Annotated in this window: 27 protein-coding genes; 12 read left to right on the plus strand and 15 right to left on the minus strand. The window is 62.6% G+C overall.

Going from position 1 to position 26,304, the window contains the following annotated elements; all coding sequences use genetic code 11:
* Positions 1–134: 134 nt before the first annotated feature.
* From aroE to AB5Y50_RS02465, 7 genes are all read right to left on the minus strand, one after another.
* Positions 135–956, minus strand: coding sequence for a shikimate dehydrogenase (gene aroE, locus AB5Y50_RS02435; RefSeq protein WP_180911313.1), 822 nt, complete (start codon positions 954–956; stop codon positions 135–137).
* 103 nt (positions 957–1,059) lie between these two features.
* Positions 1,060–1,968 (minus strand): oxygen-dependent coproporphyrinogen oxidase, encoded by a 909-nt coding sequence (gene hemF, locus AB5Y50_RS02440; RefSeq protein ID WP_180911312.1) that lies wholly within the window; start codon positions 1,966–1,968, stop codon positions 1,060–1,062.
* 100 nt (positions 1,969–2,068) lie between these two features.
* Positions 2,069–2,629, minus strand: coding sequence for a Sua5/YciO/YrdC/YwlC family protein (locus AB5Y50_RS02445; protein WP_180911311.1), 561 nt, complete (start codon positions 2,627–2,629; stop codon positions 2,069–2,071).
* A gap of 278 nt (positions 2,630–2,907) precedes the next feature.
* A complete protein-coding gene (locus AB5Y50_RS02450) occupies positions 2,908–3,465 on the minus strand; it encodes a type I DNA topoisomerase (protein ID WP_042882250.1) in 558 nt (185 codons plus the stop codon).
* A 55-nt stretch (positions 3,466–3,520) separates the two neighbouring features.
* Positions 3,521–3,994, minus strand: coding sequence for a DUF494 family protein (locus AB5Y50_RS02455; RefSeq protein ID WP_010672510.1), 474 nt, complete (start codon positions 3,992–3,994; stop codon positions 3,521–3,523).
* Complete coding sequence (gene dprA / locus AB5Y50_RS02460) at positions 3,987–5,102, minus strand: DNA-processing protein DprA (protein ID WP_069784173.1); 1,116 nt, start codon at positions 5,100–5,102, stop codon at positions 3,987–3,989. Before dprA ends, AB5Y50_RS02455 begins: the two co-directional genes overlap by 8 nt.
* 1 nt (position 5,103) lies before the next feature.
* Positions 5,104–6,192, minus strand: a complete 1,089-nt coding sequence (locus AB5Y50_RS02465) for a LysM peptidoglycan-binding domain-containing protein (protein ID WP_039039523.1) — start codon at positions 6,190–6,192, stop codon at positions 5,104–5,106.
* 108 nt (positions 6,193–6,300) lie between these two features.
* On the opposite strand from AB5Y50_RS02465, the gene def reads away from it, so the two are divergent.
* From def to AB5Y50_RS02490, 5 genes are all read left to right on the plus strand, one after another.
* Positions 6,301–6,813 (plus strand): peptide deformylase, encoded by a 513-nt coding sequence (gene def / locus AB5Y50_RS02470; protein WP_010672507.1) that lies wholly within the window; start codon positions 6,301–6,303, stop codon positions 6,811–6,813.
* A gap of 12 nt (positions 6,814–6,825) precedes the next feature.
* A complete protein-coding gene (gene fmt / locus AB5Y50_RS02475; RefSeq protein ID WP_069784174.1) occupies positions 6,826–7,770 on the plus strand; it encodes a methionyl-tRNA formyltransferase in 945 nt (314 codons plus the stop codon).
* 60 nt (positions 7,771–7,830) lie between these two features.
* Positions 7,831–9,123, plus strand: a complete 1,293-nt coding sequence (gene rsmB / locus AB5Y50_RS02480) for a 16S rRNA (cytosine(967)-C(5))-methyltransferase RsmB (RefSeq protein WP_069784175.1) — start codon at positions 7,831–7,833, stop codon at positions 9,121–9,123.
* 74 nt (positions 9,124–9,197) lie between these two features.
* The gene (gene trkA / locus AB5Y50_RS02485) at positions 9,198–10,574 is read left to right on the plus strand and encodes a Trk system potassium transporter TrkA (RefSeq protein ID WP_010672504.1); all 1,377 of its coding nucleotides are present in this window, start codon (positions 9,198–9,200) and stop codon (positions 10,572–10,574) included.
* A 93-nt stretch (positions 10,575–10,667) separates the two neighbouring features.
* Positions 10,668–12,110 (plus strand): TrkH family potassium uptake protein, encoded by a 1,443-nt coding sequence (locus AB5Y50_RS02490; RefSeq protein ID WP_010672503.1) that lies wholly within the window; start codon positions 10,668–10,670, stop codon positions 12,108–12,110.
* Between the two features lie 82 nt (positions 12,111–12,192).
* Here the strand turns inward: AB5Y50_RS02490 and rmuC are convergent, their stop codons facing one another.
* Together rmuC and AB5Y50_RS02500 are read right to left on the minus strand one after the other, a co-directional pair.
* A complete protein-coding gene (rmuC, locus tag AB5Y50_RS02495; protein ID WP_069784176.1) occupies positions 12,193–13,524 on the minus strand; it encodes a DNA recombination protein RmuC in 1,332 nt (443 codons plus the stop codon).
* Positions 13,521–13,736 carry a hypothetical protein gene (locus AB5Y50_RS02500; protein ID WP_010672501.1) on the minus strand — a complete coding sequence of 72 codons (216 nt, stop codon included), beginning with the start codon at positions 13,734–13,736 and terminating at the stop codon, positions 13,521–13,523. Before AB5Y50_RS02500 ends, rmuC begins: the two co-directional genes overlap by 4 nt.
* Before the next feature lie 137 nt (positions 13,737–13,873).
* Between AB5Y50_RS02500 and AB5Y50_RS02505 the strand changes: the two genes are divergently transcribed.
* On the plus strand, positions 13,874–14,386 hold the full coding sequence (locus tag AB5Y50_RS02505; protein WP_010672500.1) for a ferredoxin-type protein NapF: 513 nt from the start codon (positions 13,874–13,876) through the stop codon (positions 14,384–14,386).
* A 52-nt stretch (positions 14,387–14,438) separates the two neighbouring features.
* Here the strand turns inward: AB5Y50_RS02505 and AB5Y50_RS02510 are convergent, their stop codons facing one another.
* From AB5Y50_RS02510 to AB5Y50_RS02535, 6 genes are all read right to left on the minus strand, one after another.
* Positions 14,439–14,891 carry an Rrf2 family transcriptional regulator gene (locus tag AB5Y50_RS02510; RefSeq protein ID WP_010672499.1) on the minus strand — a complete coding sequence of 151 codons (453 nt, stop codon included), beginning with the start codon at positions 14,889–14,891 and terminating at the stop codon, positions 14,439–14,441.
* Positions 14,892–15,166: 275 nt separating this feature from the next.
* Positions 15,167–16,006, minus strand: coding sequence for a PfkB family carbohydrate kinase (locus AB5Y50_RS02515; protein WP_010672498.1), 840 nt, complete (start codon positions 16,004–16,006; stop codon positions 15,167–15,169).
* 60 nt (positions 16,007–16,066) lie between these two features.
* A complete protein-coding gene (locus AB5Y50_RS02520; protein ID WP_041212153.1) occupies positions 16,067–17,038 on the minus strand; it encodes a LysR substrate-binding domain-containing protein in 972 nt (323 codons plus the stop codon).
* Positions 17,039–17,191: 153 nt separating this feature from the next.
* Complete coding sequence (locus AB5Y50_RS02525; RefSeq protein ID WP_180911310.1) at positions 17,192–17,920, minus strand: glutamine amidotransferase; 729 nt, start codon at positions 17,918–17,920, stop codon at positions 17,192–17,194.
* An 83-nt stretch (positions 17,921–18,003) separates the two neighbouring features.
* Positions 18,004–19,500, minus strand: a complete 1,497-nt coding sequence (locus tag AB5Y50_RS02530) for a CoA-acylating methylmalonate-semialdehyde dehydrogenase (protein ID WP_053288836.1) — start codon at positions 19,498–19,500, stop codon at positions 18,004–18,006.
* 98 nt (positions 19,501–19,598) lie between these two features.
* On the minus strand, positions 19,599–20,927 hold the full coding sequence (locus AB5Y50_RS02535) for an aspartate aminotransferase family protein (RefSeq protein WP_045522440.1): 1,329 nt from the start codon (positions 20,925–20,927) through the stop codon (positions 19,599–19,601).
* Between the two features lie 171 nt (positions 20,928–21,098).
* On the opposite strand from AB5Y50_RS02535, the gene AB5Y50_RS02540 reads away from it, so the two are divergent.
* The 6 genes from AB5Y50_RS02540 to AB5Y50_RS02565 all read left to right on the plus strand — a co-directional run bounded on the left by AB5Y50_RS02540 (position 21,099) and on the right by AB5Y50_RS02565 (position 26,290).
* Complete coding sequence (locus AB5Y50_RS02540; protein ID WP_069784177.1) at positions 21,099–21,641, plus strand: cupin domain-containing protein; 543 nt, start codon at positions 21,099–21,101, stop codon at positions 21,639–21,641.
* 250 nt (positions 21,642–21,891) lie between these two features.
* Positions 21,892–23,388, plus strand: a complete 1,497-nt coding sequence (locus tag AB5Y50_RS02545; protein ID WP_039039526.1) for an aldehyde dehydrogenase — start codon at positions 21,892–21,894, stop codon at positions 23,386–23,388.
* A 125-nt stretch (positions 23,389–23,513) separates the two neighbouring features.
* Positions 23,514–23,687 (plus strand): hypothetical protein, encoded by a 174-nt coding sequence (locus tag AB5Y50_RS02550; RefSeq protein ID WP_010672491.1) that lies wholly within the window; start codon positions 23,514–23,516, stop codon positions 23,685–23,687.
* 122 nt (positions 23,688–23,809) lie between these two features.
* Entirely contained in the window at positions 23,810–24,706 is an 897-nt protein-coding gene (rarD, locus tag AB5Y50_RS02555) for an EamA family transporter RarD (protein WP_069784318.1), read from the plus strand.
* A 56-nt stretch (positions 24,707–24,762) separates the two neighbouring features.
* Entirely contained in the window at positions 24,763–25,566 is an 804-nt protein-coding gene (locus tag AB5Y50_RS02560) for an AraC family transcriptional regulator (RefSeq protein ID WP_069784178.1), read from the plus strand.
* 85 nt (positions 25,567–25,651) lie between these two features.
* Entirely contained in the window at positions 25,652–26,290 is a 639-nt protein-coding gene (locus tag AB5Y50_RS02565; protein WP_010672488.1) for a LysE family translocator, read from the plus strand.
* Positions 26,291–26,304 lie beyond the last annotated feature (14 nt).

Consider the following 26,304-nt stretch of genomic DNA (forward strand, 5'->3'; position numbering starts at 1 on the left):
CTCGTTGGTGGTCATACGGTGACTCCGGATAACACGGTAGGGGTACCGTTTTGTTATCCGGTTTGAAGCCGTATGACCACTCCCTTTTGTGGGCACCTGTCAGGTGAATACCATCTCCATACACACTAGCTGGTTCACACGACGCCCAGATTGCGCTGCAACTCTCTCAATACCTGCTTGGTGCCGGGCCGGATCCCTCGCCATACGGTAAAGGCCTCAGCAGCCTGCTCGACCAGCATGCCCAATCCATCCATGGTATGGCGCGCGCCATGTTGCTTGGCCCAGCCGATGAAGGCTGTATCCGTTGCGCCATACATCATGTCGTAGATCGCGATGTCCGAGTGGATGAGGGTTGGCGCCAAAGGTGGCAACTCACCTTGCAGACTCGCTGAGGTGGAATTGATGATGAGATCGAACAGCCCCACCAGCTGTTCATAGGATTGAGCAGTGATGCTGCCCAGATCCCTGAACTCCACAGCCAGCTGTTCCGCCTTGGCATGGGTACGGTTGACCACGACGATCTCGCCCGGCGCTTCCGCCAGCAGGGGGGCCAGGGCGCCACGAGCTGCGCCACCGGCCCCCAGAAGCAGGATCCTGCTACCGGCAAGGTTCACTCCGTGAGCCTTGAGATCGGCGACCAGCCCGGCGCCATCGGTATTGTCACCCAGCAGCACACCATCATCAGTCAGTTTGATGGTGTTGACCGCTCCCGCCCGCTTGGCCCTGGGGCTCAGCCGCTCCACCAGCCCGAAGGCTTGCTCCTTGAAAGGTACGGTCACGTTGCACCCCTTCCCTCCTTCGGCGAAGAAGTGGTTCAGAGCGCTGGCAAACTCATCGACGGCAGGTTCTGCCAGACCATACTCCAGCTCTTGCTGGGTCTGCCTGGCAAACAGGGTATGAATGAAGGGAGATTTGCTGTGGCGCACGGGGTGGCCAAAAACCAGATAACGATCCATCAAGGCGTTCCTTTTGAGAGCAATATCCCGATTTAACGGGTTTTCTCATGAAGGAACAAGCCGAATATCGGCCAATAAGAAGAGGCCATCATGGCCCCTCTGGTCACAACCACTCGCGCGGTTTGAGGTAGTCGCTGTAGAGCAATGCCTCCGGGCTACCAGCCTCCGGCTGCCAGTCGTACTCCCAGCGCGCCAGCGGCGGCATCGACATCAGAATGGATTCGGTACGCCCCCCCGTCTGCAGTCCGAACAGGGTCCCGCGGTCGTAGACCAGATTGAACTCCACGTAGCGGCCACGGCGATAAAGCTGGAATGCCCGTTCCCGCTCCCCATAAGCAAGCTCCTTACGTCGCTCGACAATCGGCAAGTAGGCCGCCAGGTAACCCTCACCCACTGCACGCATGAAGGCAAAGCAGTCGGCAAATGGCCAGCGGTTCAGGTCATCGAAGAAAAGACCACCCACCCCGCGCGTCTCGCCCCGATGCTTGAGGAAGAAGTAATGATCGCACCAGGATTTGAACTCGGGATAAATGTCGGTGCCGAACGGCTGACAGAGATCATGGGAGACCTGATGCCAATGCCTCACGTCCTCTTCGAACGGATAGAAGGGCGTCAGGTCGAAGCCGCCACCAAACCACCAGATCGGCTCCTCCCCCTCTTTCTCGGCGATGAAGAACCGCACATTCGCATGGCTGGTCGGTACATAGGGATTATGCGGGTGGATCACCAGCGACACCCCCATGGCCTCAAACCTGCGGCCAGCCAGTTCGGGACGATGTGCGGTCGCGGATGCCGGCATGGCATCGCCATAGACATGGGAGAAGTTGACCCCACCTTGCTCGATCACCGCCCCCTGGCGCAGCACCCGTGTTCTACCGCCACCACCACCTTCGCGACTCCAGGCATCTTCCACAAAGTGCCCGCATCCATCGGCCTGCTCCAGGCCACGGCAGATATCATCCTGCAATTGCAGCAGGAAGGCTTTTACCTGGGCCACATCCGGTTTGCTCATTTTATCTCCTGTCAGACAGGCATCATGCATGCACTGCCTGCACTTCTCGTATTGTCATGACCTCATCGCACAACCTGCATGAAACAGGGCCGTGCCCAACTCAGGATGGGCGAATGATGGCCCCGGTGCGGGCGTCCTTGATTTCGGACGGGTTGGCTTGCCCCCCGACTTCGCCGGGCAGAATGTAAGCCAGCTGGCTTGCCAGCAGATCGCAAATATCAGCCACCCGGCGAGCGGGCTCCTCACCGGTGAGATTGGCACTGGTGGACACCAGCGGTTTGCCAAATGCCCGGCAAAGCCCTTGCACCTGGGGATGGCCTGTGACCCGCACCGCCAGGGTCTCGAACTGACCGGTCAACCAGGACGGCGTCGTCGCGCGAGCGGGCATGATCCAGGTGAAGGGACCAGGCCAGCTCGCCTGCACGCGAGCAAGCTGCTCATCGCTGAGCTGGCTCAAGTCGATGTAGTCCTGCAATTGCGCCAGATCTGCCGCGATCAGGATCAATCCCTTCTCCACCGGCCGCTGCTTGATGGCCAGCAGCCGCTGCACGGCGGCTTCGGAATCAGGATCACACCCCAGACCAAACACGGCTTCGGTGGCATAGGCGATAACCCCTTCTCCTTGAAGGGCGGCAACCGCTTGTTCAAATTCATTTGGCATAGGCACATGCGACAGCCACGCTGCCGCCTCTCATCACTGGATTGTATGTTGAACCGACATGACGGCATCGGGGCCATCACTGCTGCGATATGGGCTATATCCCTGCTCCTCTTCAGTCATGCATTTCGGCTCAGACGCTTGAGTGCATCAGTGAACCGAGCAACCGCAGGGAGTTTGAGATGGCGATCAGGTCAGGATCAAGGCAAGTTGGGCGATGCGCATCGGCTCACAACCTCACGCTGACCAGCAATCCGCCTGCCTGATCATGGGCGGCGAGATTATACCCGCTCAATCTGGTGGGAGCATTTCTTTTGCGGGCAGACCCAGCGCAGGTTTCCCCGCACCTTCTTCTCGATCATGATGCCCCAGCCACACTCGGGACAGGGCATGGGAACCGGCTTGTCATTCACCACATACTTGCAGTGAGGATAGGCGTCACACGAGTAGAACTGTTTGCCATAACGGGACGTGCGGCTCACCAGATGACCTTTACCACACTCCGGGCAGAGGATTTGGGTATCGTCACTCTCCTGAAGGGATTCGATATGCTGACAGGCCGGGTACTGGGTACATCCCACAAACAGACCGTAACGACCCTTCTTGATGGCCAGTGAATGGCCACAATCCGGACAGGACGACCCCTCGAGCACTTTCTCTATATCGCGGCCAGAGGGGGTGAGGGAGCGAATGTAATCGCAAGCGGGATAGGCTGAACAACCAAGGAAGGGACCGTGCTTGCCCTGGCGGATCACCAGTTCAGCACCACACTGCGGGCACGGCTCGCGCTCGAAGGCATGTTCGTGGGCAGAGAAGAGGTGGTGATCGATCTTTGACATGGGCCGCGCCTTGAAATCCAGATGGCCTGAATTCTACCAGCGCGGCACCGGGCTGTCAGTGGATGACGCCGTCCGACTCGTCAAACACCAGCTCTTCCATCTGCTGGTAGGCGTTTTCGCTGCCTGGCACATTGAACAGCACCATCATGACGACCCACTTCAGATCGTCCAGCTCGATGTCCGGCTTGTCCAGCTCGAGCAACCGTTCGATGCAGATTTCACGGGTTTCGGCATTCAGCACTTGCGCCTGCTCCAGGAACAGCAGGAAACCGCGACATTCAGTACTGAGGCGAACAAGCTCCTGCGGCGCATAGATCCGCATAGAGCCCTGCTGGCTTGCGGTGACATAGACTTCCCGCTCGCTGTCATGCAGGTTGGCCAGTCGCTCCAGCCAGTTGAGCGCTTTCTCGATCTCGTCCTTGTCGAAACCGGCCCGGCTCAGTTCGTCGGTGAGTTCATCCTGCTCGACCATCACATCTGCATCGCTGTGGATGTAGGTCTCGAAAAGGTACATCAATACATCAAACATGATTCGCCCTCCTCGCTCTGACGTATCCACCGGCTACCGCCATCACTGCACCAACCAGCTCCAGCTCTACCAACCTGCCCAGTACGACATCGACAGGAAGCCGGGCCCGTTCGGCAACGGTATCCACGCTCGTGGTCTCATAATCTACGTTATCCAACAAATCGGCATAAGGCAATTCGCTATTATGCTGCGCCTCGGAAGAACCGTTGGCGGGTCCAGGGGGCAAGACCAGCCTTGGAAACTCTTCCAGGATATCGGCGGCATTCAAGACCAGCTTGGCACCCTGTTGAAGCAGACGGTTGCACCCTGCTGCCTGTGCATTTTGCGGGGCGCCGGGAACGGCAAAGACCTCGCGGCCCTGCTCCAGCGCATAACGGGCCGTGATGAGCGAACCACTCTGTTCTGCCGCTTCCACCACCAGTGTCCCCAGCGACAGACCACTGATGATACGGTTGCGGCGAGGGAAGTGTTCAGCCAGGGGGCCTTGCTGGGGCGCCAACTCGGAGACAAGCAGACCTTCCTGCTCGAGGATCTGCATCGCCAACCCCTGATGACGCTTGGGGTAGAGACAATCCAGACCGGATCCCAGCACCGCCAGGGTGATTCCGCCCGATGCCAGCGCCTGCTGATGGCAGACGCCATCGATGCCCAACGCGAGGCCGGAGGTGATCGCCAGACCACAGCCCACCAACTCGGCACACAAGCGTGTCGCATTGTCTTTGCCGGCATAGGTGGGGTGGCGGGTACCCACCATCGCCAACTGTGGCAGGGAGAGGGATGAGACGTTCCCGCGGCAGTAAAGCAAGAGCGGGGCGCCGGGGATCTCTTTGAGCAGGGCAGGATATGCGGGGTCATCGGGACAGAGGAGGTGATTGCCGGGCTCGGCGGCCCAGCTCAATCCCTGCTCCACGACAGGAAGAGGCCATCTCATCTGCTGAATCTGGACACTCTGCAGACCAAGAGCTCGCAGGGCGCCATCGTCTGAGTCAAACAGAGTTGTGATGTCACCACCCACATGAGCCAACAGGCGAGCGGCGGTGACCGGGCCTATGCCTGTAACGGCATCCAGCGTCAGCCATAGCGACAACCGCTCCAGTGGCAAGGACACGTCAGAAATTACTGACCTGATAACCAGATCCGACCAGATCCTGGCTCTGCAGGATAAGACCGTAACTCAATTTGTCGTAGACCTTGAACAGCATGACTCTGGCAACAGCCTCGGCAGGCAGCGATGACTTGCCGGCAGAATAGAACGCCTTGTCATAGACGGATGAATATTCCCGGTATGACACCTTGCCATTCTTGTCCACCATCTCGGCTCCCGGGCGCAGGATCTCGAGCACATCGCCCGGGGCCACCTGATCACGCTCCCCCTTGTTGATGAGTACCACATCAAACTTGCCCCCACCATGTACCTTGCTCGGCAGCTCGATCACATAGCCGGGGGAAATGGAAGGTGCCGCCTTTGGCATGAACACGGCAGAGATGCTCTCCTGCGACGGCAGCGGCATCACCTTGTCGCCCTGATACACCTCACGCCGGTTATGGGTCAGCGTCACTTTGGTGGTGTCGTGGGCAAGGTACTCCTCTGCCCGCACCGTGCCGACAAAAATTGCCTCCTGACCGAGCGACTCGCCGGTATGCTTGTCCTTGTATGCCACCCCCGGGCGATAGAGGCCATAACTCTGGCCCGGGTTCAGGGCTCCTTTCACATAGAGAATGTCGCCCTCCAGCATCCCGACATGCTTGTCATTGTTGCCGAGCACATAGGGCAGGTCCTTGCTCTGCTGGCTGTTGGCCAGAATGTGGTCGGTCTGCAGGAAGGGCGCTATCTCGCTCAGAGGCAGGGTCGGTATGGGATTGGCCTTGTTTTCATAGCGGTTCTTGGGTGAGAGACGGATGACCTGCTTGCCCCCCTGATTGGCTTTGCCGAGCCGAGGCTCACCATTGACCCAGCTCAGGTGCAGCACGTCACCGGGATAGATCCAGTGGGGATTGGCGATCTGCGGATTGATGTTCCAGAGGCGTGGCCAGAGCCAGGGTTCGGCCAGATACTGGCCCGAGATATCCCAGAGGGTGTCCCCTTTTTGCACCACATAAGTCTCGGGGTAACCGGATTTGAGCGTCAACTGCTGTGCCATGGCGCCACCGGCCAGGGCTGTCGCCAGGCAGGCGACGACGATTTGCTTCAGATACATAACACTCCCTGTTACTTCTGCACGCAAAGTGTTGCTGTTTTTTGTCGGCGTAAATGACTAGAATTACGTCAATATTGACTGCGTTTATATGAAACTAAAGAAAAAATTATGGCCATTCTAGATGTATTGCGTTTCCCCGATGAGCGTCTGCGCACAGTCGCGGCCCCTGTCGAAGCCTTTACACCCGAGTTACAACACATTGTAGATGATATGTTCGAAACCATGTACGCGGAGGAAGGCATCGGCCTGGCCGCGACCCAGGTCGACATTCATCAGCGCATCATCGTCATCGATGTCTCCGAGAACCGCGAAGAACAGCTGGTGTTGATCAACCCGGAGATCCTGGAGCAGTCCGGCAGCACCGGCATCGAAGAGGGCTGCCTCTCCGTGCCCGGCAACCGTGCTCTGGTTCCGCGCGCCGAGTGGGTCAAGGTCAGGGCGCAAGATCGCCACGGCAACACCTTCGAGCTGGAAGCGGACGATCTGCTCGCCATCTGCATACAACATGAGATGGATCATCTGGTCGGCAAGCTGTTTGTGGATTACTTGTCCCCGCTCAAGCGCCAGCGCATTCGTCAGAAGCTGGAAAAGATGGCCCGTGAAGATCGCAAAGTCCTCTGAGGATACGCTCCATTGAACAAGCTGAAACTGATTTTTGCCGGTACCCCCGACTTCGCCGCCCGTCATCTGGCGGCGTTGTTGTCTTCCGGCCACGAGGTCGTCGCCGTTTATACCCAGCCGGACAAGCCCGCCGGTCGCGGCCAGAAGCTCACCGCCAGCCCGGTCAAGGAGCTGGCGCTGGCCCACGATCTGCCGGTCTACCAGCCTGCCTCCCTGCGCAATGAAGCGGCGCAGACCGAACTGGCCGCTCTGGGTGCCGATCTGATGGTCGTCGTGGCTTATGGCCTGATCCTCCCCAAGACGGTGCTTGATACGCCGCGTCTGGGCTGCATCAACGTCCACGGCTCCCTGCTGCCGCGCTGGCGCGGTGCCGCCCCGATTCAACGCTCCATCTGGGCGGGGGATGCCGAAACCGGCGTCACCATCATGCAGATGGACGTGGGGCTGGATACCGGCGCCATGATCCGCAAGGTAACCTGCCCCATCGCCAGTGATGAGACCTCTGCCAGCCTCTATGACAAGCTGGCCGGTCTGGGCCCGCAGGCACTGGTCGATACCCTGGACGCCATGGCTGCCGGCGACACCGCTGCCGAGCCCCAGGACGATGCGCTGGCCAACTACGCCGAGAAGCTCTCCAAGGAAGAGGCCCGCATCGACTGGTCGATGGACGCCGTTGCCATCGAACGCTGCATCCGAGCCTTCAACCCCTGGCCCATCAGCTGGTTCGACGTCGCCGGACAGACCGTCAAGGTGTGGCAGGCCGAGGTCGTCGCACAGGATCACTGCCAGGCAGCCGGCACCCTGCTCAAGGCCGACAAGCAGGGGATCGAGGTTGCCACCGGTCAGGGCGTGCTGCGCCTGCTGACCCTGCAACCTCCCGGCAAGAAGGCCATGTCCGTTTCGGATCTGCTCAACTCTCGCCGCGACTGGTTTGAACCTGGCACGCAACTGATTTGATCTGGATTGAATTGACACAAGCGGGGCCCTGGCCCCGACTTGTGCATCTAAGGTAACGCTATGAAAACACGCGCACAGGCTGCTCTCGTCATTCAACAGGTGCTGGATCAGGGTCAATCTCTCTCCGCCGTTCTGCCTGCTGCCCAGGAGAAGGTCGCCCCTCGCGATCGCGCCCTCCTGCAAGAACTCTGCTACGGCACCCTGCGCTGGCTGCCCCGTCTCGATGCGGCGGTCAGCGAGATGATGGACAAGCCGCTCAAGAACAAGAGCCGCATCTTCCACTACCTCATCCTGGTTGGCCTCTACCAGCTCATCTATACCCGTATTCCGGCTCACGCCGCCGTGGCCGAGACCGTCAACGCCGTCAAGCTGCTCAAGGGTTCTTCCCTGCGCGGCCTCATCAACGGCGTACTGCGCAACTTCCAGCGCAGCGCCGAAGTGATCCTGCTGCGCATCGACCGCGTCCCCAGCGTCCGCCTCGGCCATCCCGAATGGCTCACCAAGCGCCTGCGTCAGGCCTATCCCGATGACTGGGAGTTCATCATGGAGGCCAACAACCAGCGCCCGCCCATGTGGATCCGCAACAACAGCCAGCGCCAGAGCCGCGAGGCCATGCTGGCCCGCATGAACGAGGCGGGCATCCCGGCCATGGCCGGTGTGGAAGGGGAAGATTGCATCCTGCTGGAGCGCCCCTGCGACGTGACCAAGCTGCCCGGCTTCGAGCAGGGTGACTGCTCGGTGCAGGACGGTGCCGCCCAGCAGGCCGCCGCCCTGCTCGATCCCCAGCCGGGCGAGTGGGTGCTGGACGCCTGCGCCGCCCCCGGCGGCAAAACCGCCCATTTGCTGGAACGCCAGCCGGCCCTTGCCGGCGTGGTTGCCGTCGACGCAGACGACAACCGCCTCAAGCGGGTGCAGGAGAACCTGGATCGCATCGGCCTTCAGGCCCAAGTGATCCACGGTGATGCCAGCACGCCGGAGCTGTGGTGGCCACAGGGGCAGTTCGACCGCATCCTGCTGGATGCCCCCTGCTCCGCCACCGGCGTCATCCGTCGTCACCCCGACATCAAGTGGTTGCGCCGGGATCAGGACATCCGCGAACTGGCCGAGCTGCAACGCCGCATTCTCGACGCCCTCTGGGGCAAGCTGAAGCAGGGCGGCACCCTGCTCTACGCCACCTGTTCCGTGTTGCCGGAAGAGAACCGGGAGCAGATCCGCGCCTTCCTGGCCGATACCCCGGATGCCCGCCTGGTGCCGTTGCATGCAGAAGACACCCCGGCCTGTCCGGGTCGCCAGTTCCTGCCCGGCGAGGCGGAGATGGACGGCTTCTACTATGCCAAGCTCATCAAGCTGTAGGCCGAACCGGCGGATGGCAGGCCCGGTGACGGGCCGCCTCATTACGAAGCAACAACCTTGAGTAAGATGGCCTTATGAAAATCATCATTCTGGGCGCAGGTCAGGTGGGTGGCACTCTGGCCGAGAACCTCGCCGGCGAGAACAACGACATCACCATCGTCGACACCGACAGCGAGCGCCTGCGCGAACTGCAGGACAAATTCGACCTGCGGGTGGTGAATGGCCACGGCGCCCATCCCAGGGTGCTGCGCGAAGCCGGCGCCCAGGATGCCGACATGCTGGTCGCCGTCACCAACAGCGACGAGACCAACATGGTCGCCTGCCAGGTCGCCTACTCCCTGTTCAACACCCCGAACAAGGTGGCGCGCATTCGCTCCCCCGCCTATCTGGTGGAGCGGGATCGCCTGTTCCTGCCCGAATCCGTCCCCGTGGATCACCTGATCGCCCCCGAGCAGTTGGTGACCGACTATGTACGCCGCCTGATCGAGTATCCGGGGGCGTTGCAGGTGGTGGATTTTGCCGACGGCAAGGTGGGCCTGGTGGCGGTCAAGGCCTATTACGGCGGCCCCCTGGTGGGCAATGCGCTCTCCACCCTGCGGGAACACATGCCCAACATCGAAACCCGGGTCGCCGCCATCTTCCGCCAGGGGCGCTCCATCCGCCCCCAGGGCACCACCATCATCGAAGCCGATGACGAGGTGTTCTTCGTAGCTGCGGCGGGCCATATCCGTGCCGTGATGTCTGAACTGCAACGCCTCGAGAGCCCCTACCGGCGCATCATGATCGTCGGCGGCGGCAACATAGGCGCCGGCCTCGCCCGCCAGCTAGAGAAGCGCTACAGCGTCAAGCTCATCGAGCGCAACCAGAAGCGGGCGGAGCAGCTCTCCGAGCATCTGGAACACACCATTGTCTTCTGCGGCGATGCGGCGGATCAGGAGCTGCTGGCGGAGGAGCACATCGACCAGATCGACGTCTTCATCGCGGTGACCAACGAGGATGAGGCCAACATCATGTCGGCCCTGCTCGCCAAGAAGATGGGGGCCAAGAAGACCATGGTGCTGATCCAGCGCGGCGCCTACGTGGACCTGGTACAGGGCGGCTCCATCGACATCGCCATCTCCCCCCAGCAGGCCACCATCTCGGCCCTGCTGACCCATGTGCGCCGCGCCGACATCGCCAACGTCTACAGCCTGCGCCGCGGGGCGGCCGAAGCCATCGAGGCGATCGCCCACGGGGACGAGAACACCTCCAAGGTGGTGGGCAAGACGGTGGGCGAGCTCAAGCTGCCCCCGGGCACCACCATAGGCGCAGTGGTGCGCGGTGATGAGGTGCTGATCGCCCACGATCGTACCCAGATACAGCAGGATGACCACGTGGTGATGTTTCTGGTGGACAAGAAGTACATCCCGGAAGTGGAGCGTCTGTTCCAGCCCAGTCCCTTCTTCCTGTAAGCCGGCCATGTCTCTGGCAACGGTATCCGGACCCGGCCCCTTTTCTCAGGAAAGGTCCGGGTCTTTTTTCAATCAACGACCAGGTTATCTTGCATGATCAAGCTGCATCCCATCGTCTTCACGCTCGGGCTGGTACTCTCCAAGCTGGCGCTCTTCATGTGGCTGCCCACCCTGCTGGCCCTGCTGACCGGTTCGGAAGGTTTCGTCGAATTTCTCAAGTCGGTCTTGATCACCCATGGTGCCGCCCTGCTCTGCCTCCATTACGGTCGCAAGGCAGAGTTTCACCTCGGCGTGCGGGAGATGTTCCTGCTCACCACCTCGGTCTGGGTGGTCGCCTGCGTCTTCGGGGCCCTGCCCTTCGTCTTCATCACCCATATCGACTTTGCCGACGCCTACTTCGAGACCATGTCGGGGGTCACCACCACGGGATCCACCGTGCTGTCGGGGCTGGACGGCATGGCCCACAGCATCCTGCTGTGGCGATCCATCCTGCAGTGGCTGGGCGGGGTCGGCTTCATCGTGATGGCGGTGGCGGTGCTGCCCTACCTCAACGTCGGTGGCATGAAGCTGTTCCAGACCGAGAGCTCGGATTGGTCCGACAAGAGCGCCCCCCGCGCCAAAACGGTGGCCAACAACATAGTGCTGGTCTATCTGGTACTCTCCATGCTCTGCTTCCTCGCCTACTGGGTGAGTGGCATGAACCTGTTCGAAGCGGTCAACCACGCCATGACGACCCTCAGCACCGGCGGCTACTCCACCTCGGACCAATCCATGTCCCACTTCTCCCACGCGGCGCACTGGATAGGCACCCTCTTCATGTTCCTCGGCGGCCTGCCCTTCCTGCTCTATGTGCAGGCTCTCTCCCGCCGTGACAACAGCCTGTTCAAGGATGCCCAGGTGCAGGGCTTCTTCTGGCTGATCGTCTGGGTGACCCTGGTCGTCACCTTCTACCTCTGGGTGAGAGACATCTACGGCTTCATGGATGCCTTGCGCATCAGCAGCTTCAATATCGTCTCCGTGCTCACCACCACGGGTTTCGGACTCGGCGACTTCGGCACCTGGGGCCCGCTCACCACCATTATCTTCATCATCCTGCTGGCACTCGGCGCCTGCTCCGGCTCCACCTCGGGCGGGCTCAAGATCTTCCGGGTCCAGGTGGCCTTCGCCCTGTTCAAGAAACAGATGCGCCAGCTGATGCACCCCTCCGCCGTGTTTCCCCAGAAGTACAACGGCCGTCCGGTCAACGACGCCATCATCCGCTCCCTGATCTCCTTCGTGCTGGTCTACTTCGCCATCATCCTGCTCATCGCCGCCCTGCTCGCCGCCATCGGGCTGGACCCCCTGACCGCCATCTCGGGCTCCATCACCGCCGTGGCCAACGTGGGCCCGGGCATGGGGCCTGTCATCGGTCCCAGCACCAACTTCGCCAGTCTGCCGGATGCGGCCAAGTGGATACTGTCGTTCGGCATGCTGCTGGGACGCCTCGAGATCCTGACGGTGGCGGTGCTCTTCTTCCCCTCCTTCTGGAAGCAATAAGCAGCCGTCCAGGCTGTTGCATGAAACGAAAAGGGCAGCCAATGGCTGCCCTTTTCGTTGTCCCGGCGAATGACGATTCCCCTCAGTCCGCCGACTCCTCCCGCTCCAGCGCCCTGTCCACCAGCGCGTCCGGCAAGGGCTTGGTCACCTCGACCCCCAGCTCGCGAAAGCGCTCGGCCTGGGCGATCAGGTTGCCACGACCGTTGACCAGCCGGCCCATCGCCTTGTCGTAGCTCTCCTGCGCCTTGTGCAAGCTGCCCCCCATCTGCTGCATCTCCTCCACGAACAGCCGCAGCTTCTCGTAGAGGCGACCGGCCCGCTCCGCTATCTGGCGCGAGTTCTGGTTCTGCCGCTCGTAGCGCCACAGGTTCTCTATGGTGCGCAGCGCCACCATCAGGTTGGTAGGGCTCACCAGCAAGATGTTGTGTTCCAGCCCGTAGCGCACCAGGGAAGGGTCCGCTTCAAGGGCAGCGAGGAAGGCAGGCTCCACCGCCACGAACATCAGCACATAGTCCAGGGTGCGCACCCCGGGCAACTGCTGGTAATCCTTGCGGCCCAGCTCGCGGATATGGTTGCGCACCGAGGCGACGTGCTCCTTGAGCGCCACCGCCTTCTCCAGATCGTCAGCGGCGTTGTACCAGCGCTCATAGGCGGTCAGCGACACCTTGGCGTCGATGATGATGTCCTTCTCCTGGGGCAGGTGGACGATGACGTCGGGTTGGTAGCGCTTGCCCTTGTCCACCTCGATGTTGACCTGGGTGTGGTACTCATGCCCCTCGCGCAGGCCGCACTCGGAGAGGATCCGCGCCAGCACCACCTCCCCCCAGTTGCCCTGCTGCTTGCTGTCGCCCTTGAGGGCCCGGGTCAGCGCCGCCGCCTCTTCGGTCATGCGGGCGTTGAGCTCGGCAAGGCGCTCCAGCTCGAACTTGAGGTTGTGGCGCTGGGCCGTCTCCTGGGCGTGGGTCTCTCCCACCTGGCGGCGAAAGCCCTCCAACTGCTCTTTGAGTGGAGTCAGCAGGAGATCCATGCTGTTCTGATTCAGTTCGCGGAAGTTTCCAGCATTTTGTTCAAAGATACGATTGGCGAGGTTCTCGAACTGTTGGCCGAGGCGCTGCTCAGCCTCTTGCTGCAACTGCAGCTTCTCGGCGCTGGCGATGCGTTCGCTGCGCAGAGTCGCCTCGGCCTCCTTGAGGCGGGCGGTGAGCTTGAGCAGCAGGGTCTGCTGCTGATCCAGCTTCTGCTGAGCCAGCATCTTCTCGTCCTGCAGCGCGTCCCAGCGATCCTGCAACCCCTGATAACGCTCCTCCAGCAGCAGCACCTCTTCACGGCCGCTGCGCCGCCCCCACCACCAGCCGAACAGCAGTGCCAGCCCGCCAGCCAGCATGGCAGGCCACCAGGTCAGCAGCGGGGTCATCGGCGCCCCCGCTGGCGCAGGAAGAGTTCGAGATAGCGGTTGAGCAGCAACCAGATCAGCACATAGAGCAGGTAGGCCGCCAGCACCACCCACTTGTGGCTGTTGACCCCGGTATCCAGTTCACTGAACTCGATACCCTTGAGATGGCAGTAGGCCCACATCAGCAAGGGGAAGACATAGAGCAGAGAAGCACGCCACAGAAATAGCCACATGAGTTCATTCAATCCCGCAAAAAGACCCGCCTAGCTTACACAAGGGCAACCCGGCTTGCGATCCTGCCCGCCGCTATTCTCTGGCTTGCCGGCCCAAAACTGGATAAAATTAACCCCTAATAGGTATAGAGGTGGGCATGACGCATTTTTTCTGTCGCTGGCTGGCACACGCATGGGGGAGCCCCCGCAGACCCGAGGTGGTCTGCCATGAGGCACGCCCGCCCTGGGCCATCGACGAGTCCCAGTTCCTCACCCTCTGCACCCGTTGTGGCGACTGCTTCAAGGCGTGTCCCAACGGCCTCATCAAGCCCGCCGATCGCCCCGAATATGACGGCAGCCCCATCGCCGGTACCCCAGTGCTGGATCTCGCCTGTGGCCAGTGCAGCTATTGCGGCAGCTGCGCCAGAGCCTGCCCCACGGGCGCACTGGATCTCTGCCTCGGCCGCCAGGTGCAGACCCGGGTCAGGATAGAGGCGAGCTGCCAGGCCCGTCAGGGCTACTACTGCCTGCTGTGTGAAGATGCCTGCCCCCAGCAGGCGATCAAGGTCGGCAGCGAGGGAGTGACCGTCAACATGGCCGCCTGCGATGGCTGCGGCGCCTGTGGCCTCGCCTGTCTGCACGGTGCCATCACCCTTGTGCCCCAGCTCTGACCGCTGGCAATGACAGAGGGGCCCGCAGGCCCCTCTGTCATTCACCGTGGCATCATGCCATGGTCAGAATATTATCCTGCTCTATGCCGAGAAGGTGGCACAGACGAGTGGGATCCCGCACCGCATCCGCCAAAGTGTACTCCCCCAGTACCTCGAGGAAGGCGTGCATGGCGCGGCGCAGAATGCCCTGGATGCGGCAGCCCCCGGAGAGACGGCAGTTTTCGCGCTTGCAGTCCACCGGGCAGAGCACGTGCTCCATGTCCATCACCACATCGCGCAGGTTGATGGAGACGGCGGCACGGCCGAGGCGGATGCCCCCATGCTTGCCACGCACCGTCTCGATGTAACCTTTGATGCCGAGCTGATGCACTATCTTGACCACGTGATTGCGGGAGATGGCGAAGGTGTCGGCCACTTCCGTGATGGTCGACAGGCGATCACCGGGCTGGATGGCCAGGAAGGTCAGGGTACGCAGGGCGTAGTCGGTAAATCGTGTCAGTTGCATGGTCGCACTTGCCTCTTACTACAAGCCAGAAATCAGGACGACAGCCGGTGGCCAAAGAGGGGGTCTGCACATGCGTGTGCACGGGATGGGCTTCTTCGACCGAGTCGTGAAGTCACAAGGGTAAGAGCAGCCCGGGCGGGTGTCGACGAAGATGTACATAAATCGACACTTTCTTTGATTGATCGCAAACTTGCCGCCTCAGCGAGGGGTTTTGGCGGTTTCCGTCGACAACCCCCCACCTCCTCTGCCATCGCCGGAGCCGTTGTCCGGCGAGTTCAGTGGGGCTGTTTCAGCCAGTTGCGCAGCGCCTGGGAGGGGATGGAGCTCTCGGAAGCCACCGCGAAGGCGCCCCAGTCCACGGCGCACTGCAACGCATCGGCCATGGCCATACCCCGCGCAAGACCGTGGATGAGGCCGCCCGCGAAGGCATCCCCCGCCCCCGTGGTATCCACCACGGAGACCGGTCGCGCCGCCACCCTGACCTGCTCCTCCCCGTGAATGGCCACAGCGCCCGCCTTGCCCTCGGTCAGCACCAGCCATTCGAGCTGATCCCCCGCGAGCTGGCGGGCATGCTGCCAGGGGTCGCTCACCTCGCCGAGATCGGAGCGGGAGGCCACCAGTACGTGGCAGGGGCGGCGGGCCTGCCCCCCCTTGGGATACTGGGCCACCACGAAACTCTTGGCGAGCATCTGGCGCATGTAGCCCACGATGGCGGTGCCCGGATAGTTCACATAGAGGCAGTCCACCCCTTCGGTCGGCAGATCCCCCGGCAGATCCGGACGACGTGGGCGCCTGAGGATGGTGCGCTCACCGGTGGCGTCCACCAGCACCAGCAGCTCGCCGGTCTCGCCGCCAAAGCGTTCCACATGGCTGCAATCCAGGCCGTATGAGGCCGCCTGCTCCAGCAGCCAGTCACCGGTGTCGTCCAGCCCGACCCGGGAGGCGATGATCACCTCGTGCCCCGCCCACACCAGTCCGATGCCGGTATTGGCGGCGCCGCCGCCGAGTCTGCGCCCCTGATCCACGTATTGCAGCCGCGCCCCCGCCACCAGGGGTTCGGCCAGGGAGAGCACATGATCACAGTTGAGATTGGCGAGCAGCAGGATGCGGGACATGGAAACCTCGGCGGGAGGAGGCCGGCACCCCGGGGTGCCGGCACAGAAACGGAAGCGGGATCAGTAGACGGGCAGCTCCACCCCTGACAACAGCTCGTCGATGCGTGCCTGGGTCGGCTGCTGCATCACGTTCTGGATCATCTCCTTGGTGAGATGGGGGGAGAAGGAGCTGATGAAGTCATACATGTAGTTCTGCAAGAGGATGCTCTTGCTGAAGCAGATCTGGGCCGGGCAAGGCTCGAACAGGTGCTCCAGATTGATGGCCACGAGGCCGGGGGCATCGCTATCGTTGGCAACCAGGGAGGAGATGATGCCGATACCAAAGCCCAGTTCCACGTAGCGCTTGATGACGCCGGCATCCATCACCGTCATGTAGTAGTTGGGGGTGAGGCCGGCAGCCTGGAACACCCTGTCCTGCACCTGACGCCCGGTGGCGCCGCTCTCGTAGCTCAGGATGGGATACTGGCAGAGCTGCTCCAGGGTCGGCTTCTTCACCTTGGCCAGGGGGTGCTCCTGGGGCACCACCAGGGAGAGGGTCCATAGGTAGGCGGGCAGCGCGATCAGCTCCTTGTCGAAGCCTATCTCGTGGGCCACGATGGAAAAATCCGAGTATCCCTTGCTGATCTGCTCCTTGGTGGCGGACATCACAGGATGCAGGTGGAACGAGATCTTGGGGTACTTTTTGGTGAAGTAGGTGACGCTTTTCGGCAGCAGGTAGCGGGCGATGGTGTGGGTGGTGTGGATGTTGAGGGTGCCCACAGTCGGATCCAGGTACTCCCGGGAGATGGCCTTGATCTTGCTCTCGATATTGAGCATGGCCTCGGCACACTTGATGATCTCCTCCCCCACCGGGGTGATCCGGTGCAGGTGCTTGCCGCGGCGCTCGAAGATGCGTACCCCCAGCTCGCTCTCCAGCAAGCCGATCTGCTTGCTCACCCCAGGCTGGCTGGTATAGAGCGCATCGGAGGCAACGGAGACGTTGAGATTGTGGTCCCGCACCGCGATCAGATACTTCAACTGCTGTAGTTTCAAGGTTGCCCCCTCACAGACTGACGCGGCGCTCGTCGATGGACTAGGCCGCCAAAAATGGCGGCCAGTGTATCATCCGGACTGGGCATATCGCCGCTTGATCCTTCATTTTGCTACAAAATCTAGCATCAGCGCGGTGGATATGACAAACAGGGTTCAGCGCGCGTCAGCCCCGATCGGCAGGATGCCGAGGAACTGCAGCAGCCACTGCATCATGGTGGCGGAATCCACCTCCCCTTCCAGGGAAGAGAGACTGCTCTGGTAATGTGCATCGGGCAGCCTGTCCCGTCGCCGCTCGATCAGGGCCCGGTTGTACGCCACCGAGAATTCCGGGTGCCCCTGGATGGCGACGATGTGATCCCCCTGCAGGAACATGAAGTTGGGGCAGAAGTCGTTGCCCGCGAGCAGGGTCGCCCCCGGCGGAAGCAGCTCCACCTGATCCTGGTGGCTTGCCAGGATGCGGATGGTGTCCAGACCCGGCGCCATCCAGGGTTTTGTCGTCTGCATGGCATGGACCGACACCCCCAGCCCCCACCCCTTGGTGGACTTCATCACCTCCCCTCCCAGCGCCTGGGCGATCACCTGGTGGCCGAAGCAGACTCCGGCCAGCTTGACGTTGGCATCGTGGGCCCGGCGGATCCAGTCGCGCAGCGCCAGGATCCAGGGGATGTCGCTGTAGGCATCGTGACGCGAGCCGGTAATGAGCCAGGCATCACATTCGGTCAGATCCAGGGGCAGATCGCCGTCGAGGGCGGACCAGACCCGAAATTCCAGCTCGGGGGCCAACGCCCGGAAACCCTTGATAAACATCTCGGAGTAAACGGGACCAAAATCCCCCACCAAATCGGGGTCCAGCCGGTCACAATCGAGAATACCCAGTCGCATCTGTTACTCCTTGACAGAAGCGCCCCCGCAGACCGGCGGCCTGCGGGGGCAAGAGATTAAAGCCATGGCAGCGAGCCGGTGGCTCACTTCATGGTCGGCATGGAGAACTCGGCGCCGGCGCGCAGGCTCTGGGGCCAGCGGGCGGTCACCGTCTTCATCCGGGTGTAGAAGCGCACCCCATCCGGCCCGTGCATGTTGAGCGGCCCGAAGATGGACCGTTTCCAGCCACCGAAGCTGTGAAACGCCATGGGCACCGGAATGGGAACGTTCACCCCTACCATACCGACCTGAACCCGCGTGGTGAAGTCCCTTGCGGTATCTCCGTCACCGGTGAAGATGGCGGTGCCATTGCCGTACTCGTGTTCGTTGATGAGGCGCAGGGCCGTCTCGTAGTCCGGGGCCCGCACGATGGCGAGCACGGGGCCGAAGATCTCCTCCCGGTAGATGCGCATCTCGGGGCCGACCCGATCGAACAGGCTGCCCCCGATGAAGTAGCCCTCGCCATGGCTCAGGCCCCGGCCATCCACCACCAGCTCGGCCCCCTCGGCCACTCCCTGATCCACGTAGCCGCGCACCTTGGCCAGGTGTTCCCGGCTGATGAGGGGCCCCATCTCGTTCTCCGGACTCTGACCGAGGCCGGGGCCGACCCGCAGGGCCGCCACCAGGGGCGAGAGCTTCGCCACCAGGGCATCGGCGGTCTCGTCACCCACCACCACGGCCACCGAGATCGCCATGCAACGCTCGCCCGCCGCGCCATAGGCGGCCCCCATCAGGGCGGAAACTGCCTGATCCAGATTGGCATCCGGCATGACCACCATGTGGTTCTTGGCGCCGCCCAGGGCCTGCACCCGCTTGCCGTGGGCCGAAGCGGTGGCATAGATGTACTGGGCGATGGGGGTGGAGCCGACAAACGACACGGCACCGACCCTCGGGTCGGTCAGCAGCACGTCCACCACCTCCTTGTCGCCGTTGACCACGTTGAGCACCCCGTCCGGCAGGCCCGCCTGCTTGAGCAGTTCGGCCATGCGCAGGGAGAGGGACGGATCCTTCTCCGAGGGCTTGAGGATGAAGGTGTTGCCGCAGGCCAGGGCCACCGGGAACATCCAGAGCGGCACCATGGCCGGGAAGTTGAATGGGGTGATGCCGGCGCAGACCCCCACCGGCTGCATCATGGAGTGACTGTCCACCCCGCGGCCCACGTTGAGGGAGTGCTCCCCCTTGAGCAGATGGGGAATGCCGCAGGCAAACTCCACCACCTCCAGCCCCCGGGTCAGCTCCCCCTGGGCGTCGGAGAAGACCTTGCCGTGCTCACGGCTGATGAGCTGGGCCAGCTCGTCCCTGTGCTGCTCCATCAGCTCCTTGAAGCGAAACAGCACCCGGGCCCGCACCAGCGGCGGGGTCTGGGCCCACTCCCCAAAGGCGCGCTCGGCGCAGGCAATCGCCTCGGCACACTCGTCGGCCGTGCTGAGAACGACGGAGCCCTGCTGCTGGCCGGTGGCCGGATTGAAGATGGCACCGAAACGCTCGCTGCGACTCTCGGTCGTCTCGCCGTCAATGAAGTTGTCGATCCTGTAACTCATAAATCCTCCGTGATGGGTCATCCGTCCTCCCCTCGCCGCGCCGGGGCAGCACAGGGGGATGACGCCCGGGACGAGCGCCATCCTGTGTGATGTGGGGGTCAGTCCTGGGCCTGCAGGGCGTCCTGCAGCAGGGTGAAGAGATCGTCGATCTGGCTGCGCTCGATGATGAGGGGAGGCGACAGGGCGATGATGTCGCCGGTCACCCGGATAAGCGCCCCCTTCTCGAAACAGCGCACGAACACCTCGTAGGCCCGCTTGCCCGGTGCATCGGGCATGGATTCGAGCTCGATGCCCGCCACCAGGCCGTAGTTGCGCACGTCCTTCACGTGCTTGCAGCCCTTGAGGGAATGGGCAGCCTCCTCCCAGTAGCCCGCCAGCTCGGCTGCCCGGGTCAGCAGATTTTCGCTCCGGTAGATCTCGAGGGTGGCCAGACCCGCCGCCGCCGCCACCGGGTGACCCGAGTAGGTGTAGCCGTGGAACAGCTCGATGGCCCCCTTGCCCGCCGCCATCATGTCGTCATAGATATGGTTTTGCACCAGCACGGCCCCCATGGGGATGGCTCCGTTGGTGAGCCCCTTGGCGCAGGTGATCATGTCGGGGATGACGTCGAACTCCTGGGCGGCGAAGGGGGAGCCGAGGCGGCCGAAACCGGTGATCACCTCGTCAAAAATCAGCAGGATGCCGTGTTTGGTACAGATCTCCCGCAGCCGCTTGAGATAGCCCTTGGGGGGCATGATGACCCCGGTGCTGCCGGCGATGGGCTCGACGATGACCGCCGCGATGTTGCTGGCGTCGTGCAGAAAGACAATCTTCTCCAGTTCATCGGCCAGGGTGAGGTCTTCTGCTGGCAATCCCTTGGTGAACGCATTTTTCCCTATATTGAGGGTGTGGGGCAGATGATCCACCCCGGTCAGCAGGGAGCCGAACCACTTGCGGTTGCCGGGAATGCCCCCCACCGAGATGCCGCCAAAACCCACCCCGTGGTAGCCGCGCTCGCGGCCGATGAGCCGGGTACGGGTCCCCTGGCCGCGAGCCCGCTGCCAGGCCAGTGCAATCTTGAGCGCGGTGTCCACGGACTCCGATCCGGAGTTGGTATAGAAGACGTGACCGAATCCCTTGGGGGCGATCTCCACCAGCCGGTTGGCCAGCTCGAACGGCAGGGGGTGGCCCATCTGGAAGGTGGGGGCAAAATCGAGGTGGGAGATCTGCTGGGAGACCGCCTCGGCGATCTCGCGCCGACCATGGCCTGCGTTGCAACACCAGAGTCCGGCAGTGCCATCCAGTATCTTGCGGCCATCCTCTGAGTGATAATACATCCCCTCTGCCGACTTCAGGATGCGCGGCGCCGCCTTGAACTGCTGGTTGGCGGTGAACGGCATCCAGAATGCGGACATGTCGGGGGTATTGATGTCGCTGACAGGTTTCATGGTCACCTCATCCTTAAGGCGTTTAGTAACACCCGGCTCATGCCTATTAAATTAAACACCTGAATCCATAAAAAAGGGCTTTTATCGCCCGGCTTGGTGTCACCCCTCAGGGGTGGTATAAGATATTTAACACAATTTTAATAATAGTAAACAGTCAAGGAGTGTCTATCGATGGATATCGGTCACCGCCTCAAGGCGGTTCGCACCAAGGCGGCCCTCTCCCAGCGCGAGCTGGCAAAACGCTCCGGTGTGACCAACGGCTTTATCTCCCAGATCGAGAAAAATCAGGTGAGCCCCTCGGTGGCCTCCCTGCGCAAGGTGCTGGAAGGCATCCCCATGTCATTGGCCAGCTTCTTCACCGACGAGACGGAGATGGATTCCGAGGTGATCTTCCGTGCGGACGACATGCCGGATCTCGGCACCCACCCCATCAGCTACCGTCTGGTGGGTCACAGCCGCGCCAACCGCGCCATCGGCATGATGCAGGAGATACTGCCCCCGGGCGCCGACACCGGTGACGACATGCTGAGTCACGAAGGGGAAGAGTGCGGCATCGTCATCCGGGGTCAGGTGGAAGTCACGGTAGGCGAGCAGGTTCACCTGCTGGCACCGGGGGATGGCTACTACTTCGACAGCCGCACCCCGCACCGTTTTCGCAACGTGGGGGAGCACGAGTGCGTGCTGATCTCGGCCAACACGCCCGCCAGCTTCTGACGGGCCTTCTCCCGGAACAGCCCGCCGGGATCCCCCCTGCCTAGCCCAGGGATCAGGCCAGCGACACGGGCTCCCGCCCCGCCGCGCGACCCCAGACACCACAGGCCAGGGCGCCCGGTTTGCCCCGCCGTTGGCCCGGGTTGTTCGGGGTCAGTGTTTAATGAATTGTTACAAGATGGATTTACAAGCGGCAGGATGTTTAGCATATTGATACGCGGAGACTGACTTTCTGCCGGTTCAAGGAGTGAACATGAGTGACCTGACCCTGGCCCAGTGGCAACACAAGGCCGCCCATCTGACCCTGCCCTCGCAAGCCTTTATCGACGGCACCTACCGGGATGCCGTCAACGGCGCCACCTTCGATTGCATCAACCCGGCCAACGGCCAACTGCTGACCAGGGTCGCCTCCTGCGACGCCGCCGATGCCGAGCTGGCGGTCAAGGCGGCCCGTGCCGCCTTCGACGACAAGCGCTGGTGCGGCCTCTCTCCCAAGCAGCGCAAGCTCATCATGCAGCGCTTCGCCGAGCTGATGCGCCTGAACCTGGTGGAGCTGGCACTGCTGGAGTCGCTGGATATGGGCAAGCCCATCGGCGACGCCATGGGGTATGACGCCCCCGCCGCCGCGAACTGCATCGCCTGGAACGCCGAGGCGATAGACAAGATCTACGATCAAGTCGCCCCGGTGGAAGAGTCCGCCCTGGCCCTGGTGACCCGCGAGCCCCTCGGTGTCGTGGCTGCCATCGTGCCCTGGAACTTCCCCCTGGTGATGGCCTGCTGGAAGCTGGGCCCGGCGCTCGCCACCGGCAACTCGGTGATCCTCAAACCCTCCGAGAAATCCCCCCTCACCGCCCTGCGCATCGCGGGTCTGGCGAAGGAGGCGGGCATCCCCGACGGCGTGTTCAACGTGCTGCCGGGCTTTGGTCACACCGTGGGCGAGGCGCTGGCCATGCACATGGACGTCGACTGCATCACCTTCACCGGCTCCACCAAGATCGGCAAGCACCTGGTGCAGTGCTCCGGGAAATCCAATCTGAAACGCGCCTTTATGGAGTGCGGCGGCAAGAGCCCCAACATCGTGCTGGCGGATGCACCGGATCTGGACGCCGCCGCCCGCAGCGCCGTCGGCGCCATCTTCTACAACCAGGGGGAAGTGTGCACCGCCGCCTCCCGCCTGCTGGTGCAAAACAGCATCAAGCCCCAGTTCATGGAGCGGCTGCTGGCCCACGCCCGCGAATGGATCTCGGCCAACCCGCTCGACCCCACCACCCGCATCGGCGCCATGGTGGACCACATCCAGATGGAGCAGGTCCTCAACTACATCGCCATCGGCCAGCAGGAGGGCGCCAAGCTGCTGCTGGGGGGCAAGCGCACCCAGCCCGAGGAGGGCGGCTACTACATCGAACCCACCATCTTTGACGACGTGACCCCGACGATGCGCATCTTCCGCGAGGAGATCTTCGGCCCCGTGCTGGCGGTGACCGGCTTCGACACCCTGGAAGAGGCCATCGCCCTTGGCAACGACACCGACTACGGCCTGGCGGCCGCCATCTGGACGGCGGATCTCAACCAGGCGGTGAAAGGGTCGCGCGCCCTGCGCGCCGGCACCGTCTTCGTCAACAACTGGGATGGCGGCGACATGACCATGCCGTTTGGCGGCTTCAAGCAGTCCGGCAACGGGCGCGACAAGTCCCTGCACGCCCTGGAGAAGTACACCGAGCTGAAAAGCACCTGGATCCAGCTCGAATAACGTCATAAATGACGCTTATCAACAAAGCAGGGGGGAGAAATCCCCCTTTCTCATTTTTACTCTTTTATCCCCTCGCTCAATCGATATAATCGTCAAATAGCAAGCCATTAAATTTAAAGATAAAAATGCTGTTTTTTCTGGGAAGTGTACTGTTTCTGGTGGTGGGACTGCCGCTGTTGTTCTTCGTGCTGGGTCAGGGGGAAGCCTATGTCACCTGGGGCCCCTGGATCTCCGCCATCGCCCTCATGCTGTGGCTGCTGATGGACGTGGAGAAGATCCGCCGCGGGGGCGGTCGCTGAAGTCGCTCCTGCTGTTAAAATCCCGTCAGACCCATTTATTGTCTTCTTTCCCTGCAAAAGGATCGCTACACTGACTTTTTGCGATGTTTCCCGACATCCGCACTCCAGTGAAGGTTATCCGCATGCAACAACAGATCCAGCGCCAGGGCGTCCTCTATGCCCTCGGCGCCTACACCCTTTGGGGCCTGGCACCCATCTACTTCAAGTCCCTCTCCGCCGTGCCGGCCGCCGAGATCCTGACCCACCGCATGATCTGGTCCTGCGCCCTGCTGATGGTGCTGGTGCTGCTCGGACGCCAGTGGCACAAGGTGCAGGCGGTGCTGCGCCATCCCAAGGTGCTGCTCACTCTGGCCTTCACCTCCGTCACCGTCGGCGGCAACTGGCTGCTGTTCATCTGGGCCATCAACAACGGCCACATGCTGGATGCGAGCCTGGGCTACTACATCAATCCCCTGTTCAACGTGCTGCTCGGCATGGTGTTTCTGAGCGAGAAGCTGCGCCGCCTGCAGTGGTGGGCGGTAGGGCTCGCCTTTGTCGGTGTCGCCGTCCAGCTCATCGCCTTCGGTTCCCTGCCCTGGATAGCCCTGGTGCTGGCCTCGAGCTTCGCCATCTACGGCCTCATTCGCAAGAAGCTGGCCCTGGACGCCCTCACCGGCCTGCTCATCGAGACCCTGATCATGCTGCCGCCGGCCGCCTTCTATCTGTGGGGCATCGCCGACAGCCCCACCAGCCACCTCACCCAGAATGACTGGCACCTGAACCTGCTGCTCATCGCCGCGGGCGCCGTCACCACGGCCCCCCTCCTCTGCTTCACCGCAGCGGCCACCCGGCTCAAGCTCTCCACCCTGGGCTTCTTCCAGTACATAGGCCCCAGCCTGATGTTCATCCTGGCGGTGACCCTGTATGGCGAGGCGCTGGCGCTGGACAAGATGATCACCTTTGGCTGCATCTGGAGCGCCCTGGTGCTGTTCAGCCTGGATGGCCTGCGCAGCGGCAAGCGGCGCCAGGAGGTCGGCTGAGGCGCCAGCGCAATAATCTACAAGCCACGGGGCCGCTTTCGGGGTATCAATAGGGGATGAACGCACCCCAATCCCGCATCCACTACTGGCAATCCCGGCTGCTGCCGGGGGTTGAACTCTCCCACTCCCACCACAGGGAGTTCAGCTATGGCCGTCACGTGCATCTGGACTACCACATCGGTCTGGTGCAGCGGGGCGGCCAGAAGTTCATCCACAAGGGGAACAGCCACCACCTGGTGCGCGGCGAACTCTCCACCGTCAACCCGGACGAGATGCACGACGGCCTCAGCCTGCTGCCGGAAGGGTACGAGGTGCGGGTCTTCTCCATCGCCCCCGAGCAGCTGGCCCGCTGGCTGCCGGAACACCCCGAGCCCTTTTTCCACCAGGGATTGCAGAGCCGCCCCGACCTCTATCAGGGCTTTGCTCGCCTGCACATGCACCTGGACAGCCCCGCCCCCGACGGCCTGCTGGCGGAGAGCCAGTTGCTGGCCCTGCTGGGCGAACTGTTCCGGCTCGCCCCCGAGCGCCACGCCCTGGCGGATCCCCAGCTCAGGTTCCTGCGCGACCATCTGCTGGCCCGGCTGGACGAGCGCCACACCCTGGAGGACCTGGCCGCCCTGTTCGGGCTGGATCGCTTCGCCTTCCTCCGTCAGTTCAAGAAGAAGACCGGCATGACCCCCTATGCCTGGCTCAAGCGGCTGCGCCTCGAACAGGGCAAGCGCCTGCTCGGCAGCGGTCTGCCGGTGAGCGAGGTGGCACTGGCGGTGGGCTTCTTCGATCAGAGCCACTTCCACCACGGTTTTCGTCAGGCCTTCGGGCTCACCCCGGCGGAGTATCGCCAGCAGATGCTGCCCGCCTGAATCGTCGCCGCTGCAATCTTTTACAATCTCCCGTCCCCCGTCCTGCCCCATGCTGTCACCTCCATACCGCTGTCGGAGGTCTTTTATGTTCACCAGCCTGTTTCTGACCCTGGGTCTCGTCCACCTCGTCGCCCTGGCGAGCCCGGGCCCGGATTTCGCGCTCATCCTGCGCACCAGCCTGCACAGGCCCACCGCCCTCGGAGCGGCCCTTGGCATCGCCCTCGCCATCCTGCTCCACGCCACCCTGAGCCTGACCGGCATCAGCCTGCTGATCGCAAGCCAGCCCTGGCTCTTTCTCGCCGTGAAACTGGTGGGTGCCCTCTATCTGGGCTGGCTGGGCTGGGGGGCGCTGAAAGCGGCCTGGCAGGGAAGCGGGGATCTGGCGCTGCGCGCCGGAGGCGAGCGGCCGGGCTGGCGCAAGGGGGTGAAGAGCGGGCTGGCCACCAATCTGCTCAACCCCAAGGCGATGCTGTTCTTCATGGGGCTGCTGGCCGCCATGGTGACGCCCCAGGTGGATGGCCTGACCCGGGGATTGCTGATCCTGGAGCTGTTCCTGCTCTCCCTCGTCTGGTTCAGCGCCCTGGCCTGGAGCCTCTCCACTCCCCGCGCCCAGCACCTGCTCGGCCGCATCCAGCGCCCGCTCAACCTGATGACGGGCCTGCTGTTTGGCGCGGTCAGCCTCTCCATCCTGGTGGATCTGCAGGGGCACTGGCCAGCGGCCTGACCGGCACGTCCTTG

The organism is Aeromonas sp. s6 (genome assembly GCF_040907815.1).
Classification (GTDB): domain Bacteria; phylum Pseudomonadota; class Gammaproteobacteria; order Enterobacterales; family Aeromonadaceae; genus Aeromonas; species Aeromonas caviae.